Genomic DNA, 15,914 nt, shown 5'->3' on the forward strand with positions numbered 1-15,914 from the left:
GGGCTCGACCTGGCACCGGGTGTGGACCGGGCGGAGACGACGCGGCAGCTGGTCGCGATCCCGGGGATCGGCCCGTGGACGGCGGGCTACGTGGCGATGCGCGCGCTCGGCGACCCGGATGTGTTCATCGCCACCGACCTCGCGGTACGCCGGGGAGCCGCCGCCCTCGGCCTGCCCGACGACGAGAAGACCCTCGACGCGTACGCCGCCCGCTGGCGCCCCTGGCGGTCGTACGCGGTGATCCACCTCTGGCGAGCAGCGTGAATCCGACCCCGGAACACGCAGCGCCCACCCGACCCGCAGACCAGCGCCAACCCCACCTTGAGACCAGCGCCAACCCGACCCTGAGAGCAGCGCCAACCCGACCTGGAGAGCAGCGTGAACGACACGATCATTGACAGCGCGCGCATCGAGACGCCGGTGGGCGCGTTCAGCGTCCTCGCCGGCCCGGACGGTGCGGTGCGGGCCGCCGGCTTCACGGCCGACCCGGCGAACCTGTTGCCGCTGGTCCACCCCAGCCTGCGCGGTGAGCTGCGCCAGCGGGGTGAACTCGGCGCGGTCACCGCTGCCGTCGCCCGGTACCTCGACGGCGAGCTGACCGCGATCGACGCGGTTCCGGTCGAGCAGCACAGCGGCGGCACGTTCCTGCCCCACGCCTGGCGGGTGCTGCGCGAGGTGAAGCCGGGCGAACCGGTCACCTACACCGCGTACGCCCGGCTGGCCGGGCGCCCCGCCGCGGTGCGTGCCGCCGCGGCGGCCTGCGCCCGCAACGCCGCCGCCCTGTTCGTTCCGTGTCACCGGGTGCTGCGTACCGACGGGACGCTGGGCGGCTTCCGCTGGGGGCTGCCGGTGAAGGAGTGGCTCCTCGATCACGAGGCCGGCCGCCCGGAGCGGCAACGCAGCTGACAACAAGCCGACACCAGCACCGCTCCCATTTGCCGCTACCGTCGGGTAGTGGCTGCGGGGAGCGGCGGCGGCCCGGCCGACCGGGGCGAGATCCGTCGACATCCGCTGCGCAACCTCTGGCGGCTGCGCCATTACCTGCGTCCGCACGCCGTGGAGTTCAGCTGGCTGATGCTCGCCGGGCTCGCCGCCACCGCCGCGGGCATCGCCGTGCCGCTGGTGGCACAGCGGGTGGTCGACGGGCCGGTGGCCGAGCGGGACCTGGCCGGGCTGTTCCAGCTGGCCGGGCTCGCACTGCTGCTCGGTCTGGCCGAGGCCCTGCTGATCTTCATCCGGCGGTGGGTGCAGTCGTCGTCCTCGGTGGCCATGGAGGCGACCATCCGCGACGACGTCTACGCCCACCTGCAACGGCTGCCGCCCAGCTTCCACGACCGGTGGCCCTCCGGTCAGCTGCTGTCCCGGATCACCAGCGACCTGTCGGTGCTGCGCCGGTTCCTCTCCTTCGGCCTGTTCTTCCTCGTCCTCAACCTGGTCACGTACCTGGGCGTGGTGGTGCTGCTGATCCGGCTGCACCCGGCGCTGGGCCTGCTGGTGGCGGCCAGCGCGGTGCCGTTGTTCCTGATCGCCCGCCGGTTCGGTCGGCACTACCATGCCGCGTCCCGGCGGATGCAGGACCAGCAGGGCGACGTGGCCACCCTGGTCGAGGAGACCGCGCAGGGGCTGCGCACCATGAAGGCGTACGGGCGGGGGCCGCAACTGGCCGCCCGGTTCGCCGCCAGCACCCGGGCGCTGCACGACACCGGGGTCGCCAAGGGGCGGCTGCTGGCCCGTACCGCCGCGCGGCTCGACCTGGTGCCCAACCTGACCCTGGGCATCGTGCTGGTGGCCGGTGCCGCGGCGGTCGCCGCCGGGCGGCTCACCGTCGGTCAGCTAGTCGCGTTCGTCAGCCTTCAGCTGATGCTGATCTGGCCGGTGCAGTCGCTGGGCTGGATCATCGCCAACGGGCAGGAGGCGGCCACCGCCGCCGACCGGATCCAGGAGGTGCTGGACACCGCACCGGCCATCGTCGACGCTCCCGTCACCGTGGCCCTGGCCCGCTCGACGATCCGCGGTCGGCTGCGCTTCGAGGCGGTCACCTTCCGGTACCCGGGCACCACCACGCCGGTGCTGCGCGGCGTGGACCTGACCGTCGAGCCCGGCGAGACGCTGGCCGTGGTCGGCGCGACCGGCAGCGGCAAGAGCACCCTGCTGTCCCTGGTGCCCCGGCTGCACGACGTCGGGACGGGTCGGATCACCCTCGACGGGCACGACCTGCGCGACCTGCGGCTGGCCTCGCTGCGCCGGCTGGTCGCGACCGCGTTCGAGGAGCCGACGCTGTTCTCCATGTCGGTCTGGGAGAACCTCACCCTGGGCCGGCCCGACGCCGGCGAGGACGAGGTCCGGGCGGCTCTCGCGCTGGCCCAGGCCGAGTTCGCGTACGACCTGCCGTGGGGCCTGCGTACCCGGCTCGGCGAGCAGGGGTTGTCGCTCTCCGGTGGGCAGCGGCAGCGGCTGGCGCTGGCCCGGGCGGTGCTCGTCCGGCCCGCGGTGCTCGTCCTCGACGATCCGCTGTCCGCGCTCGACGTGCACACCGAGGCGGCGGTGGAGTCGGCGTTGAAGCGGGTGCTGCGCGACATGACCGCGCTGCTGGTGGTGCACCGGCCGTCCACCATCGCCCTCGCCGACCGGGTCGCGCTGTTGGAGCACGGCCGGATCTCCGCCGTCGGCCCGCACGCCGAACTGCTGGCCACCGTGCCGGCGTACCGCGCGGTGCTCTCGGCCGAGCCGGCCGCCGTGCCGCATCCTCGGCTGCCGGCCGGCCCGCCGACCGGCGGTTTCCCGCTGGTGCGCTCGTGACCGGCGGGACGGTCGGGGACGGGTCCAGCCCGGCCCAGCGAGCGCCCGGCCCGGCCGCCGACCCGGCCTACTGGCGGGGGGTCGCCCCCGACCCGCACGCCGATCGCAGTCTCGCCGAGGACGCCAGCCCTGAGGCGGTGGCCCGGCTGCGGGCCCGCAGCCGGGCGCTGTTGACCGACGTGCTGCGCCCGCACCGCGCCCGGTTGGGTGCCGCGGTCGCGCTGCTGCTCGCCCAGAACGCGGCGGCCATGTCCGGGCCGTACCTGGTCATGCTGGGCATCGACCGGGCGATCGAGCCGCTGCGAGCCGGTCGGCCCGGCCCGCTGGTCGCCGTCGCCGTGTCGTTCGCCGCCGCGGCCGGAATCGAGTACGCGGCCCGACGCGGCTTCCTCACCCTCTCCGCCCGGATCGGCCAGGCCGTCCTGCTCGATCTCCGCCAGCGGGTGTACGCGCACTTCCTGCGCCTGCCGGTGGCCTTCCACGAGCGGTACACCTCGGGCCGGATGATCTCGCGCCTGACCAGTGACATCGACTCGATCGCCGAACTGGTCGACGGCGGCGTGGAGAGCCTGGTGATGGCCGCTCTGACGATCGTGTCGGTGGCCGGCATCCTGCTCTGGCTGGACCTGCCGCTGGCCGCGGTCACCCTGCTCGCCTTCCCGTTGCTGTTCTGGCTGTCCCGCTGGTTCGCCCGGGCGTCGGCCGCCGCGTACCGGCGCACCCGGGAGGCGATGGCCCTGGTCATCGTCCACTTCGTCGAATCGATGCGGGGCATCCGGGCCGTCCAGGCGTACCGCCGGGAGCCGCGTAACCAGCACATCTTCGCCTCGGTCAACGACGACTACCGCCAATCCAGCCAGCACGCGTTCCGCCTGATCGCGACGTACTCGCCGGGCATCAAGCTGATCGGCAACGTCACCGTGGCGGCGGTGCTCTGCTACGGCGGCGCCCGGGTGCTGGGCGGCGACACCGGGGTCGGGGTGCTCGCGGCGTTCCTGCTCTACCTGCGCCGGTTCTTCGAACCGATGCAGGAACTGAGCCAGTTCTACAACTCGTTGCAGTCCGCGACGGCGGCGCTGGAGAAGCTCGCCGGGGTGCTCGACGAGCGACCCACGGTCGCCGAGCCCGGGCGACCCGTGCCGCTGCCCCGTGGCCCCCTCCGGGGCGCGATCACCTTCCGGGCGGTCTCGTTCGGGTACCGCCCGGACGCCCCGATCCTGGCCGGGCTGGATCTCAGCATTCCGGCCGGACAGACCGTGGCGCTGATCGGGCCGACCGGCGCCGGCAAGTCCACCGTCGCCAAGCTGCTCGCCCGGTTCCACGACCCGGCGGCCGGCACGGTCACCCTCGACGGCGTGGACCTGCGGCAGGTCGCCGACGCGGAACTGCGCCGCACGGTGGTGCTGGTGACCCAGGAGACCCACCTGTTCGGCGGCACCGTGGCGGAGAACATCCGGTTCGGTCGCCCGGAGGCCGACGACGCCGCCGTCGAGGCTGCCGCCCGGGCGATCGGCGCGCACGACTTCATCGCGGCGCTGCCCGACGGGTACGCCACCGAGGTGCACCGGCGCGGCGGGCGGCTCTCCGCCGGACAGCGGCAGTTGGTCGCCTTCGCTCGGGCCTTCCTGGCCGATCCGGCGGTGCTGATCCTGGACGAGGCGACCTCGTCGCTGGACGTACCGACCGAGCGGCTGGTGCAGCACGCGCTCGGCACCATCCTGCGGGACCGGACCGCGGTGGTGATCGCACACCGGCTCTCCACCGTGGAGACCGCCGACCGGGTCCTGGTCCTCGACGGCGGCCGGATCGTCGAGGACGGCCCGCCGGCCGAGCTGATCGCCGACGGCGGCCGGTACGCCGCCCTGCACCGCCAGTGGCGCGACTCGCTGCTGTAGGTAATCGGATGTCGGCCAGCGGGTCGGTGCTTACCATCGACGGATGACTGATACGGCGAGGACGGCCCGCGCCGGCGTCCCCGAGCGTCCGACCCTGGACGGGCTCGAGGAGACCTGGTCGCGCCGCTGGCAGGAGGAGGACACGTACGCGTTCGACCGCTCGAAGGAGCGGGCGGACGTATACGCGATCGACACCCCGCCGCCGACCGTATCGGGCGAGCTGCACATGGGGCACGTCTTCTCGTACACGCACACCGACCTGGTCGCCCGGTTCCAGCGGATGCGCGGCCGGACGGTCTTCTATCCGATCGGCTGGGACGACAACGGCCTGCCCACCGAGCGCCGGGTGCAGAACGTCTACGGCGTGCGCTGCGACCCGGCCCTGCCGTACGACCCGGACTGGCGGGCGCCGGAGGCACCGGTGGACGACGCCGCCCGGCGCGACCCGACCCCGATCTCCCGGCGGAACTTCATCGAGCAGTGCGAGCGGCTGACCCTCTCCGACGAGCAGGTCTTCGAGGCGCTGTGGCGCCGGCTCGGGCTGTCGGTGGACTGGTCGCTGATGTACACCACCATCGGTCCGGCGGCCCGGGCCACGTCCCAGCGGGCGTTCCTGCGGAACCTGGCCCGGGACGAGGCGTACCAGGCCGAGGCGCCGACGCTGTGGGACGTCGGCTTCGCCACCGCAGTCGCCCAGGCCGAGTTGGAGGACCGGGAGCGCCCCGGCGCGTACCACCGGCTGCGTTTCCACGCCCCCGGCGGTCGGGAGGTGCTCATCGACACCACCCGGCCGGAGCTGTTGCCGGCCTGCGTCGCGCTGGTCTGCCACCCCGACGACGAGCGGTACGCCGACCTGGTCGGCACGTCCGTGCGTACCCCCGTCTTCGACGTCGAGGTGCCGGTGCGCGCGCACGCGCTGGCGGACCCGGCCAAGGGCACCGGCATCGCGATGGTCTGCACCTTCGGCGACCTGGCCGACGTGACCTGGTGGCGGGAGCTGGCGCTGGACACCCGCGTGGTGATCGGCCGGGACGGCCGGCTGCTGCCGGAGGCCCCCGCCGGGGTGCCCGCGCAGCCGTACGCGGCGCTGGCCGGGCAGACCGTCAACGGGGCCCGACGGACCATCGTGGAACTGCTGGCCGACGCGGGTGACCTGGTCGGCGAGCCGCGCCCGATCACCCATCCGGTGAAGTTCTACGAGCGGGGCGACCGACCGTTGGAGATCGTCTCGACCCGGCAGTGGTACCTGCGCAACGGTGGCCGGGACGCCGACCTGCGCGAGGCGTTGTTGGCCCGGGGGCGCGAGCTGCGCTGGGTGCCGGAGCACATGCGGCACCGCTACGAGCACTGGGTGAGCGGCCTGACCGGCGACTGGCTGGTCAGCCGGCAGCGCTTCTTCGGGGTGCCGGTGCCGGTGTGGTACCGGCTCGACGACACTGGCGAGCCGGACTGGTCCCACCCTCTCACGCCGGACGAGTCTGCGCTGCCGATCGACCCGTCGGAGGACGCCCCGGCCGGTTACCACGAGTCGCAGCGCGGCGTGCCGGGCGGGTTCGTCGGCGACCCGGACGTGCTGGACACCTGGGCCACCTCGTCGCTGACCCCGCAGATCGCGGGCGGTTGGGAACGCGACCCGGAGCTGTTCCGCCGGGTCTTCCCGATGGACCTGCGCCCGCAGGGCCAGGAGATCATCCGGACCTGGCTGTTCGCCACGGTGGTCCGCGCGCACCTGGAACACGGCACGCTGCCGTGGCGGACGGCCGAGCTGTCCGGCTGGATCCTCGACCCGGACCGCAAGAAGATGTCCAAGTCCAAGGGGAACGTGGTGACCCCGATGGCGCTGCTGGAGCAGCACGGGTCCGACGCCGTGCGGTACTGGGCGGCCACCGGGCGGCCCGGCACCGACCTGGCCTTCGACCCGGCGCAGATCAAGGTCGGCCGGCGGCTCGCCACCAAGCTGCTGAACGCGTCCCGGTTCGCGCTCGGGCTGGGCGCCGCGGACGCGCTGCGGGCCCCGGCCACCGAGCCGCTGGACCGGGCCATGCTCGCCGAACTGGCCACGGTGGTCACCACCGCCACCACCGCCTTCGAGGCGTACGACCACACGGCGGCGTTGCAGGCCACCGAGTCGTTCTTCTGGCGGTTCTGCGACGACTACATCGAGTTGGTGAAGGAGCGCGCCTACGGCACCGGCGCCGGAGCCGACTCGGCCCGGGCGGCGCTGGCCACCGCCCTCTCGGTGCAGCTGCGGCTGCTCGCCCCGGTGCTGCCGTTCGCGGCCGAGGAGGTGTGGTCCTGGTGGCGGTACGGCTCGGTGCACCGGGCGCCGTGGCCCACCACGTACGAGGTGGGCCGGGCGATCCAGGGCGACGGTGACCCGGAGCTGCTGCGGCTGGCCGGCGACGCGCTGGGGCAGGTCCGCCGGGCCAAGTCCGAGCGGAAGCTGTCGATGAAGGCGGAGGTGCCGCTGGCCGAGGCGCTCGGCCCGGCCGCCCTGCTCGCCCAGCTGACCCTGGTCGTGGACGACCTACGGGCGGCGGGCCACATCGGCAAGCTCGACCTGCTCCCCGACCGCACGCCCGCACTCGTCATCGCCTGCGCGTTCTGAGGCGCGGCGCAAGCCCGCACATCTTCGGGGAAGGTGCTGCCTCACAAGCCGGGGAGGCAGCACCTTCCCCGAAGATGCTGCCTCCCGGCGATTGGGTCAGCTGGTTTCGCCGGCCATCGAGAACGAGCGGAGCCGGTCGATCGCGAGCAGGGTGAAGCCGACGCTGACCAGCGTGGTCATCACCACCGCCAGCGGTACGGAGACCGTCGTTTCGAGCAGGTTGGTCGGGGCGATCCGGTCGGCCAGGGCGATCACGTAGTGCTGGATGGAGAGCACCCGGGTGCCGGTGATCACGTTGCCCAGCAGCCCCTCCCAGATCAGCACGTAGACCAGGCCGAGCAGCACCGGCCGCCGGGTGAGCAGGCTGACCGCCACGAACAGCGCCGAGTACGCCAGCGCACCGACCGACGAGGCGGCGGCGAGCGCCAGGCCGAGGCGTACCGAATCGGCCAGCAGCCCGGCGGCGAACATCGGCACCGCGACGGTGACCGCGGTGACCCCGGCCGCCACCGCCAGCTTCGGCAGCACGATCTGCCAGCGCGGCAGCGGGGTGGTCAGCACGTGCGCCACCGTGCCGTCGTCGATCTCGGCACCGAGCACACCGGTGCCGACGATCAGTGCGACCACCGGCAGCACCACCGCCAGCCCGAGGCCGATCAGCACCGGCGGCCCCCAGTCGCTGGGCGACACCCCCATCCCGCGGGAGATCGCGGCCAGCGCCACCAGCAGTACCGGCAACGGCAGCAGCAACAGGAACCGACGGCGCCCGAACAGGCCGCGCGCGGTGATCCAGGAGACAGTGGACATCAGGCCTCCACCAGGTAGGAGAAGACGCTCTCCAGGGATTCGTCCTCGGGAACCAGCTGCCGCACCCGGACGCCGCGGGCCAGAGCCACCTTCGGCAGCATCCGGGTGAAGGCGCCGTAGTCGCCGGCCCGCACGGTCAGCCCGTCGCGGCCCAGCTCGACCCCGGTCACCGAGGGTTCGGCCATCAGGGCCACGGCCAACGCCCGGTCGTCGGTGGAGCGGACGGCGAAGACGTGCGGCCGGTTGGTCATCAGCCGGCGGATGGTCCGGAAGTCACCGGAGGCGGCGAGCCGGCCGGCGACCATCACCTGCACGGTGCCGGAGACCTGCTCGACCTCCTCCAGGATGTGCGAGCTGAACAGGATGGTGCGGCCCGCGTCGCCGAGGGAGTGCAGCAGCTCCATCATGTGCAGCCGCTGGCGCGGGTCCATGCCGTTGAACGGCTCGTCGAGCAGCAGCACCTGCGGGTCGTGCACCAGCGCCGCCGCCACCCGGGCCCGCTGCCGCATCCCCTTGGAGTACGTGCCGATCCGGCGGTCCTGCGCGCCCTCCAGCTCGACCAGGGCCACCGCCCGGCGGGCCGCCGCCTGCGGGTCCGGCAGCTTGTGCAACTTCGCGGTGGCCAGCACGAACTCGTACGCGGTGAGGAAGGTGTGCACCGCCTCCCGCTCGCTGACCAGCCCGAGCCACCGGTAGACGTCCGGGTTGCGCCAGGTGGGCCGGCCGTCCAGGGTCACCTGGCCCCGGGAGGGGGCGAGGAAGCCGGCCATCATGTGCAGCAGCGTGGTCTTGCCCGCGCCGTTCGGGCCGAGCAGCCCGGTCACCCCGGGCCCCAGGGTCATGCTCACGTCGTTGACCGCGACCACGTTGCCGTACCAGCGGGAGACCCCGGCGAGGTCGAGGGTGCTGGTGGTGGTCGTCGGGGCGGCAGAGTCGAGCGCGGTCATCGTGCGGCCACCTTCCGGTAGCGGGCCAGCAGCAGGGCGACACAGCCGGCCACGAGCACGACGGCGGCCAGCGCGTACACCGGGCCAAACGAGCCGAGGTCGGGGATGCCGGCATCCGGGTCGGTGATCAGCAGGTCCCCCAGCGTCCAGATGCCGACCCCCTGCACCAGGGTGGACGGCGAGGCGAGCCCGGCCAGTTGGTTCGCCGTCTGCGACGGCAGGACCGACAGGATGCCGACGATCGGCGTGGTCATCAGGAAGACCGCGACGATTCCGCCGGCGGCGAAGGCCCGCTTGCCGGTCAGCGAGGCGATCAGCAGGCCGACCGAGGCGAAGACCACCGCCCACAGCCCGGCGTAGAGCAGCCCGGGCAGCAGATCCAGCAGCTCGTCCCAGACTCCGCGCATCCCGTCGGCGGTGAACGCGGCGCCGAGGAACATCATCAACTGCGGTGCGCCGAGCAGCAGCCAGAGCGCGGTGACCAGCGCGAGCAGCTTGGCCAGCGGGTAGTCGGCGCGGGGCAACGGCCGGGAGAAGTACAGCGGGAGCACACCGCTGCGCAGGTCACGGGAGACCAGCTCGGGCGCGGCCACCGCGACGAAGAAGATGACCAGCCAGCTCATCGAGTCGGCGAACTGGGCGTACGTCATGACCGCTTCGCCGATCTGGGCACGGATCGCGGTCACCGCGGCGGCCACCGTGAGGACGATGCCGACCACCAGCCAGGGGAAGATCTTGGCTTTGGCGCTGCGGCCCAGCCCGAAGGTGGTCCGCACCCCGTGCAGGTACAGCGCGCCGAAGACATGGCGGCGGCCGAGCCGGGGGCCGGTGTAGCGCTGGTAGCCGATGTCGTGGATGACGCCCGTCGGCTCAGGCATGGCTGCTCTCCCTCCGGGCGAAGAGTTCGGCCACCCGGTGCCGGCGCTGGTCCAGCCGGTGCAACGGCAGGTCCAGGTCGGCCACCGCGCCGAGGATCAGGTCGTAGGTGGCCTGGTCGGCGAGCGGGACGAGCAGCAGCCGTCCCTCCCGGCCGACCGGCAGGTCTAGCGCGGCCAGCCGGGCGGCCAGCGCCTCGGTGCCCTCGCTGACCTCGACGGCGAGCACGTCGGTGGCCGAGGTCATCGCGGCGATGTGGTCGGCCCGCAGCAGCCGCCCGCCCTCGATGGCGACCAGCGTGTCGCAGATCCGCTCGACCTCGCCGAGCAGGTGCGAGCAGACCAGTACGGAGATGCCGAACTCGGTGCCGATCCGGTGTACCAGAGCGAGCATCGCGTCCCGGCCGGCCGGGTCGAGGCCGTTGGTGGGTTCGTCGAGCAGCAGCAGGTCGGGGTCGTGCACGAGCGCCTGAGCGAGCTTGACCCGCTGCTTCATGCCGGTGGAGTAGCCCCCCACCGGGCGATGGCGCTCCTCGTGCAGCCCCACGTGGCGCAGCGCTTCGGAGGCCCGCTCGCGGGCGACCGTACGCGGCAGGCCACTCATCCGCCCGAGATGGGTGACCAGTTCGGCGGCGGACAGGTCGGGCGGCAGGCAGTCGTGCTCCGGCATGTAGCCGACCCGGGCACGCACCGCCGCCGCATCGGTGCTCGGGTCGAGCCCGAGCACCCGGATCCGGCCTCCGGTGGGGGTGAGGAGTCCGAGCAGGAGTTTGATCAGGGTCGACTTGCCGGCGCCGTTGGCGCCCACCAGGCCGACGATCCCCGGCTCTACCGCGACCGTCAGATCAGCCAGCGCGGTGACGCCCCCGCCGTAGACCTTCGTCAACGACTCGGTTGCGATCAGTGTCACGCCGACAGCCTAGGGCCGACCAGCAACCTCGCGGGCTCCGGAAACGACCCCTGTTTCCCCTGATCCTGACGGGTTCGCTTCCCCTAGGGACAGCCACCCACGGTGGCGTTCGGTAGCCGGCGCGCCACGGAACGCCACGCCGGACACGTCGCCCCGACGCCCCACGGCATCTGATACATACTGATGTCACCGTGCGTCGCGCCGGCGGCACAACAGGTCACGAGGAGGGTCATGGCGACGGGCGTGCCGAAGGTGAGCGTGGTGGTTCCGGCGTACAACCCGGGCGAGCACCTCGAAAAGCTCGTCGATTCACTGCTCTGCCAGTCGATGCCGGCCACCGAGTTCGAGGTGATCTTCGTCGACGACGGCTCGACCGACGCCACGCCGGCCCGGTTGGACGAGTTGGCCGCCGCCCACCCGCACATCCACGTGCTGCACATCGAGAACTCCGGCTGGCCGTCCCGCCCCCGCAACGTGGGGGTGCAGCGGGCCCGCAGGGAGTACGTCCAGTTCGCGGACGACGACGACTGGCTCGCCGACGAGGCGCTGGCGCGGTTGTACGCGTACGCCAGGGAGCACGACGCCGACATCGTCGTCGGCAAGATGGCCGGGCACGGCCGGTCGGTGCCCCGGGGGCTGTTCCGGGTCAACCGCCCCGACGCCACGCTGGACAATGCCCCGCTGATCGACAGCCTCACCTGCCACAAGATGTTCCGCCGGACGTTCCTGCTGGAGCACGACCTGCGGTTCCCGGAGGAGGGCCGCAAGCGGCTGGAGGACCACCACCTGGTCGTCCGCGCGTACCTCCTCTCCCGCCGCACCTGCGTGCTGTCGGACTACACCTGCTACCACCACCGGAAACGGCCGGACGGTGGCAGCCTGACCGCCACCCGGATGGAGCCGGCGGCGTACTTCAGCAGCCTGCGCGAGGTGCTCGACATCGTCGACGCGCACACCGATCCGGGCCCGCTGCGCGACAAGCTGCACCGGCGGTGGCTACGCACCGAGATGACCAAGCGGCTGCGGGGCGCCCGGCTGCGGAACGCCCCGCCGGACTGGGTCGACCAGGTGGTGACCGAGATCCAGAAGACCATCCAGGAACGGTTCGCGCCCGGGGTCGCCGCCGGGCTGCCGTCGGTGCAGCGGACCATCGCCGGCCTGGCCGCGCAGGGTCGGGTCGCGGACCTGCTCCGGCTGGCCGAGTGGGAGGCGGGCGTCCGCGCCCGCGCCCGCCTCAAGGAGTACGAGGTGACCGGCTCGACGTTGTCCGTCACCCTCACCGGTCAGCTCCGCGACGGCGACCAGCCCGTCTCGTACACCCACTCCGCCGGGCGTGACCGGCTGGTCGTGCCTGTCGAGGAGATCCCCGCCGAGCTGCTCGACTGCACCGCCGAGCTGGGCCGGGCGAGGCTGGACGTGGTCGTCCGGCGCGCCGTCGACAACGCCGAGTTCCTTCTCCCGGTGCGCTTCGAGGTGGACCGCGTACCGGACTCCTCGGGTGGGCTGCACCTGCTGTACCGGGGCACCGCGACCGCCGACTTCCGCACCCTCAACGCCGGCCGCACCCGGGGCGACTGGAGCCTGAAGGCCCGGGTCAGCGGCTCCGGGTGGAGCCTGGACGCGAAGCTGCCGCTGGCGGTCTCCTGTGCCGTCGACGGCGCCGGCCCGACCGTGGTCGACAAGCGGAAGAAGCCGCCGGCGAAGAAGCCCGGCCTGTGGCGACGTCTGAAGCGGACGGTCCGGCGCCGGCTCGGCGTGACCGGCCGGCGGGCGGTAAGGATTTCGTAACGCCGACCGGGACTGACCGGTTCCGGCGGCACCGGCACACTCGATAGATGATCTCTCGCCTGCTCCGCACCCCGTTGACGTGGATCGCGATCGCGGTGCTGGCCGCCGGTTCGGTGTTCGGCCTGTACTGGTTCCAGCCCTGGAAGCTGGTCACCGACACCGAGGTGGCCGAGCCGCTGAGCACGGTGGCGACGCTGGTCCGCTCCGGCGAATTCGTCAGCCACGAGTACCAGACGTCGGGGAGCGCTCGCATCGTGCGTACCGACGACGGGCGGCACCGGCTGGAACTGGTCGGGCTGTCCACCTCCAACGGCCCGGACCTACGGGTCTGGCTCACCGACCAGCCGGTGCTGGAGGGCCGGGCCGGCTGGCACGTGTTCGACGACGGCCACTGGGTCGAGCTGGGCCGGCTCAAGGGCAACCGCGGCGACCAGGGGTACGACATCCCGGCCGATGTCGACCTGGACGCCCTGACCAGCATCTCCGTCTGGTGCAAGCGGTTCGCGGTGTCGTTCGGCGCGGCGCCGCTGGACCCGGCCGGCTGAGCCGGGCCGGGCCACGGCCCAGGCCGCAACGGGGTGGCTGCCCCGGCGCCCGGGCGGCAGCAGGAGTGGCACTCTCGACCGATTGGCGGCCGGCTGCAAAACTGTGTGCCGGTCGCCGGAGTTGGGGGTCTGATGAGCAACGGGTGGGTGCTGCCCGACGAGGTGCTTCGGGACGCACCGGCGTACACGCCGCGTCCCGGCGAGCTTGCGGATCTGGAGCTGCTGCTGACCGGCGCGTACGCACCGCTGACCGGCTTCATGACCCGGGCTGACCTGGTCTCCGTCAGCCGCCGTGGCCGGCTGGTCGACGGCGCGTCGTGGCCGGTGGCGGTGACCCTCCAGGTGCCTGCCGCGCTGGTGCGGGAGTTCGACCTCACCGACCCGAACCGCCGGACGCTCGTGCTCACCGACGGCGAGGGCGCGCCGGTGGCGGCGCTGGAGGTGACCGACGCGTGGCCGGTGCGCGACGGGGTGACCGGGGTCGGGGGCAGCGTCCGCCGGCTCGGCGACGGTGGGCACGGGCCGTTCCAGCGGTTGCGCCGCACACCCGAGGAGATCCGCGCGCTGCTGCCACCGGGCCGGGTGCTCGGGGTGATCGCCGACCGCCCGTTGCACCGACCGCAGCTGGCCCAGATCGCGCACGCCGTGCGTACCCTCGGCGCGCATCTTCTGGTCATGATTCCGGTGGGCGAGGACGGCACCGGCGGGCTGCCGCCCGAGGCGCTGGTGCGCGGCGTCTTCGCGGCACGCGACCGGATGCCGCCGGCGACCCTGGTCGCTGTGCCGCTGGCCCGACGGCGGGACGAGATCAGCGACGCCCTGCTGCGGGCCCGGGTCTCCGCCGCGTACGGCGTGACCCACCTGCTCTCCACCGGCGAGATGCTCTCCGGTGCCGGGCTGCGGGTGCTGGTTCCCCGCGAGCTGGCGTACGACAACCGGGACGGTCAGTGGCGTTGGCGCGAGGACATCCCGCCGCGCAACCGGCGACTGGCCCTGACCCAGACCGAGATCGACGACCTGCTGGACCGCGGGTTCCCGCTGCCCGAGTGGCACACCCCGCCCGCGGTGGCGAAGGAACTGGCCCAGGCCCGGCCGCCCCGGCGGCACCGGGGCCTGGTGGTCTTCCTCACCGGCCTCTCCGGTTCGGGCAAGTCGACCATCGCCCGTGGCCTCGCCGACGCCCTGCGTGAGGAGGGTGAGCGCACGATCACCCTGCTCGACGGCGACGTGGTGCGCCGCGAGCTGACCGCGGGGCTGGGATTCAGCAAGGCCGACCGGGATGTCAACGTACGCCGGATCGGCTGGGTGGCCGCCGAGATCGCCCGGCACCGGGGCATCGGCATCTGCTGCCCGATCGCCCCGTACGCCCAGGCTCGGGCGACCGCCCGGGAGATGGCGGTGGCGGCGGGAGCGGGTTTCGTGCTGGTGCACGTCGCCACCCCGTTGGAGGTCTGCGAGCGACGCGACCGCAAGGGCCTGTACGCGCGGGCTCGGGCCGGCGTGCTCACCGGGATGACCGGCATCGACGACCCGTACGAGGAGCCGACCGATGCCGACCTGGTGCTCGACACCACGGATCTCAGCGTGGACGAGGCGGTCCAGTCGGTCCTGCACCATCTGACCGAGACCGGCTGGGTGGAGCCGCGCCACCCGTCCCGCTGATCACGGGATCATGCTCCCTTCCGTAGGTCATACCGTCGCGCTAGTGTTTGACTCTGTTCGAAGTTGTTCGTTCAGGTTAACCGCGTGAGGGGGCTGGCGAGTGCTCGCGCAACAGCGCCAGGCGGCGATCCTCGACCGGGTCCGGGCGACCGGCGGGGTACGCGTCGGCGAGCTGGCCACCGAGTTCGGCGTATCCGACATGACCATCCGGCGCGACCTGGACCTGCTGCACGAGCGCGGCCTGTTGGCGAAGGTGCACGGCGGCGCCACCGCCGCCGGCTCGACCGACGAGCCGGGCTTCCAGGCCAAGTCGGTACGCCAGCAGGCCGAGAAGGCGGCCATCGCGGCCCGGGCGGCACAACTGGTCCGCCCGGGCGCGGCGATCGCGCTGTCCGCCGGCACCACCACCGCCGAACTGGCCCGGCGGCTGGTCGACGTGCCGGCCCTGACCGTGGTGACCAACTCGCTGCCGGTGGCCGAGATCCTGCACGGCCAGGGCCGCGACGACCAGACGGTGGTGCTCACCGGCGGGGTGCGCACCCCCTCGGACGCGCTGGTCGGGCCGCTGGCCGTCGGGGCCGTCCGGTCCCTGCACCTGGACCTGCTCTTCCTCGGCGTGCACGGGGTGACCGACCGGGCCGGCTTCACCACCCCGAACCTGCTGGAGGCCGAGACGAACCGCGCCCTGGTGGCGGCGGCGGACCGGCTGGTGGTGCTCGCCGACCACAGCAAGTGGGGGACGGTCGGCATCTCCTCGATCGCCCCGCTCGCCGACGCCCACGTGCTGATCACCGACGACCGGCTGCCGCCGGAGGCCCGGCGGCTGCTCACCGACCGGGTCGGCGAACTGGTCGTGGTGGCCGGTACCGGCGACCGGGCGCGCCGATGAAGCGTACGGCGATCACCCTGGCCGACGGCCGCGAGCTGGTCTACTTCGACGAGCGGGACGACGCCGTCCGGGACCAGCCGGACCGGCGCGAGCTGCCCCCTCCCCCACCCGCCTCCCAGCTGCGCTACGACCCGCTCACCGACGAGTGGGTGGCGCTCGCCGTGCACCGGCAGACCCGCACCTTCCTGC

Annotated in this window: 13 protein-coding genes and 1 pseudogene; 10 read left to right on the forward strand and 4 right to left on the reverse strand. The window is 73.0% G+C overall.

Annotation, left to right across the window (positions count from 1 at the left end):
* The 5 genes from C1I95_RS23345 to valS all read left to right on the forward strand — a co-directional run.
* On the forward strand, positions 1-264 hold a 264-nt coding region (locus C1I95_RS23345; RefSeq protein WP_369122541.1), incomplete at its 5' end, for a DNA-3-methyladenine glycosylase family protein.
* Between the two features lie 114 nt (positions 265-378).
* Positions 379-906, forward strand: a complete 528-nt coding sequence (locus C1I95_RS23350) for a methylated-DNA--[protein]-cysteine S-methyltransferase (protein WP_111216659.1) — start codon at positions 379-381, stop codon at positions 904-906.
* 48 nt (positions 907-954) lie between these two features.
* Complete coding sequence (locus C1I95_RS23355; RefSeq protein ID WP_111216660.1) at positions 955-2,799, forward strand: ABC transporter ATP-binding protein; 1,845 nt, start codon at positions 955-957, stop codon at positions 2,797-2,799.
* Positions 2,796-4,694 carry an ABC transporter ATP-binding protein gene (locus C1I95_RS23360; RefSeq protein WP_233513830.1) on the forward strand — a complete coding sequence of 633 codons (1,899 nt, stop codon included), beginning with the start codon at positions 2,796-2,798 and terminating at the stop codon, positions 4,692-4,694. Before C1I95_RS23355 ends, C1I95_RS23360 begins: the two co-directional genes overlap by 4 nt.
* Positions 4,695-4,737: 43 nt before the next feature.
* Complete coding sequence (valS, locus tag C1I95_RS23365; protein ID WP_111216661.1) at positions 4,738-7,302, forward strand: valine--tRNA ligase; 2,565 nt, start codon at positions 4,738-4,740, stop codon at positions 7,300-7,302.
* A 96-nt stretch (positions 7,303-7,398) separates the two neighbouring features.
* Here valS and C1I95_RS23370 read toward each other — a convergent pair whose 3' ends face one another.
* Genes C1I95_RS23370 through C1I95_RS23385 form a run of 4 tightly spaced genes read right to left on the reverse strand, consistent with a single transcriptional unit; the run spans position 7,399 to position 10,841 of the window.
* Entirely contained in the window at positions 7,399-8,109 is a 711-nt protein-coding gene (locus C1I95_RS23370) for an ABC transporter permease (protein ID WP_111216663.1), read from the reverse strand.
* Positions 8,109-9,056 carry an ABC transporter ATP-binding protein gene (locus tag C1I95_RS23375; protein WP_111216665.1) on the reverse strand — a complete coding sequence of 316 codons (948 nt, stop codon included), beginning with the start codon at positions 9,054-9,056 and terminating at the stop codon, positions 8,109-8,111. Before C1I95_RS23375 ends, C1I95_RS23370 begins: the two co-directional genes overlap by 1 nt.
* Positions 9,053-9,934 carry an ABC transporter permease gene (locus tag C1I95_RS23380; RefSeq protein WP_111216667.1) on the reverse strand — a complete coding sequence of 294 codons (882 nt, stop codon included), beginning with the start codon at positions 9,932-9,934 and terminating at the stop codon, positions 9,053-9,055. The genes C1I95_RS23375 and C1I95_RS23380 overlap by 4 nt, the downstream gene beginning before the upstream one ends.
* A complete protein-coding gene (locus C1I95_RS23385; RefSeq protein WP_111216668.1) occupies positions 9,927-10,841 on the reverse strand; it encodes an ABC transporter ATP-binding protein in 915 nt (304 codons plus the stop codon). The genes C1I95_RS23380 and C1I95_RS23385 overlap by 8 nt, the downstream gene beginning before the upstream one ends.
* Positions 10,842-11,072: 231 nt before the next feature.
* Between C1I95_RS23385 and C1I95_RS23390 the strand changes: the two genes are divergently transcribed.
* From C1I95_RS23390 to C1I95_RS23410, 5 genes and pseudogenes are all read left to right on the forward strand, one after another.
* Positions 11,073-12,629 carry a glycosyltransferase family 2 protein gene (locus C1I95_RS23390; protein WP_111216669.1) on the forward strand — a complete coding sequence of 519 codons (1,557 nt, stop codon included), beginning with the start codon at positions 11,073-11,075 and terminating at the stop codon, positions 12,627-12,629.
* Between the two features lie 47 nt (positions 12,630-12,676).
* A complete protein-coding gene (locus C1I95_RS23395) occupies positions 12,677-13,174 on the forward strand; it encodes a DM13 domain-containing protein (RefSeq protein WP_111216670.1) in 498 nt (165 codons plus the stop codon).
* Between the two features lie 132 nt (positions 13,175-13,306).
* Complete coding sequence (cysC, locus tag C1I95_RS23400) at positions 13,307-14,836, forward strand: adenylyl-sulfate kinase (RefSeq protein ID WP_111216672.1); 1,530 nt, start codon at positions 13,307-13,309, stop codon at positions 14,834-14,836.
* A 100-nt stretch (positions 14,837-14,936) separates the two neighbouring features.
* Complete coding sequence (locus tag C1I95_RS23405) at positions 14,937-15,725, forward strand: DeoR/GlpR family DNA-binding transcription regulator (protein WP_111216673.1); 789 nt, start codon at positions 14,937-14,939, stop codon at positions 15,723-15,725.
* A pseudogene (locus tag C1I95_RS23410) lies at positions 15,722-15,914 on the forward strand (galactose-1-phosphate uridylyltransferase); the annotation flags it as partial. The gene C1I95_RS23405 and the pseudogene C1I95_RS23410, both read left to right, overlap by 4 nt.

This window comes from Micromonospora craterilacus (assembly GCF_003236315.1).
Classification (GTDB): Bacteria; Actinomycetota; Actinomycetes; order Mycobacteriales; family Micromonosporaceae; genus Micromonospora; species Micromonospora craterilacus.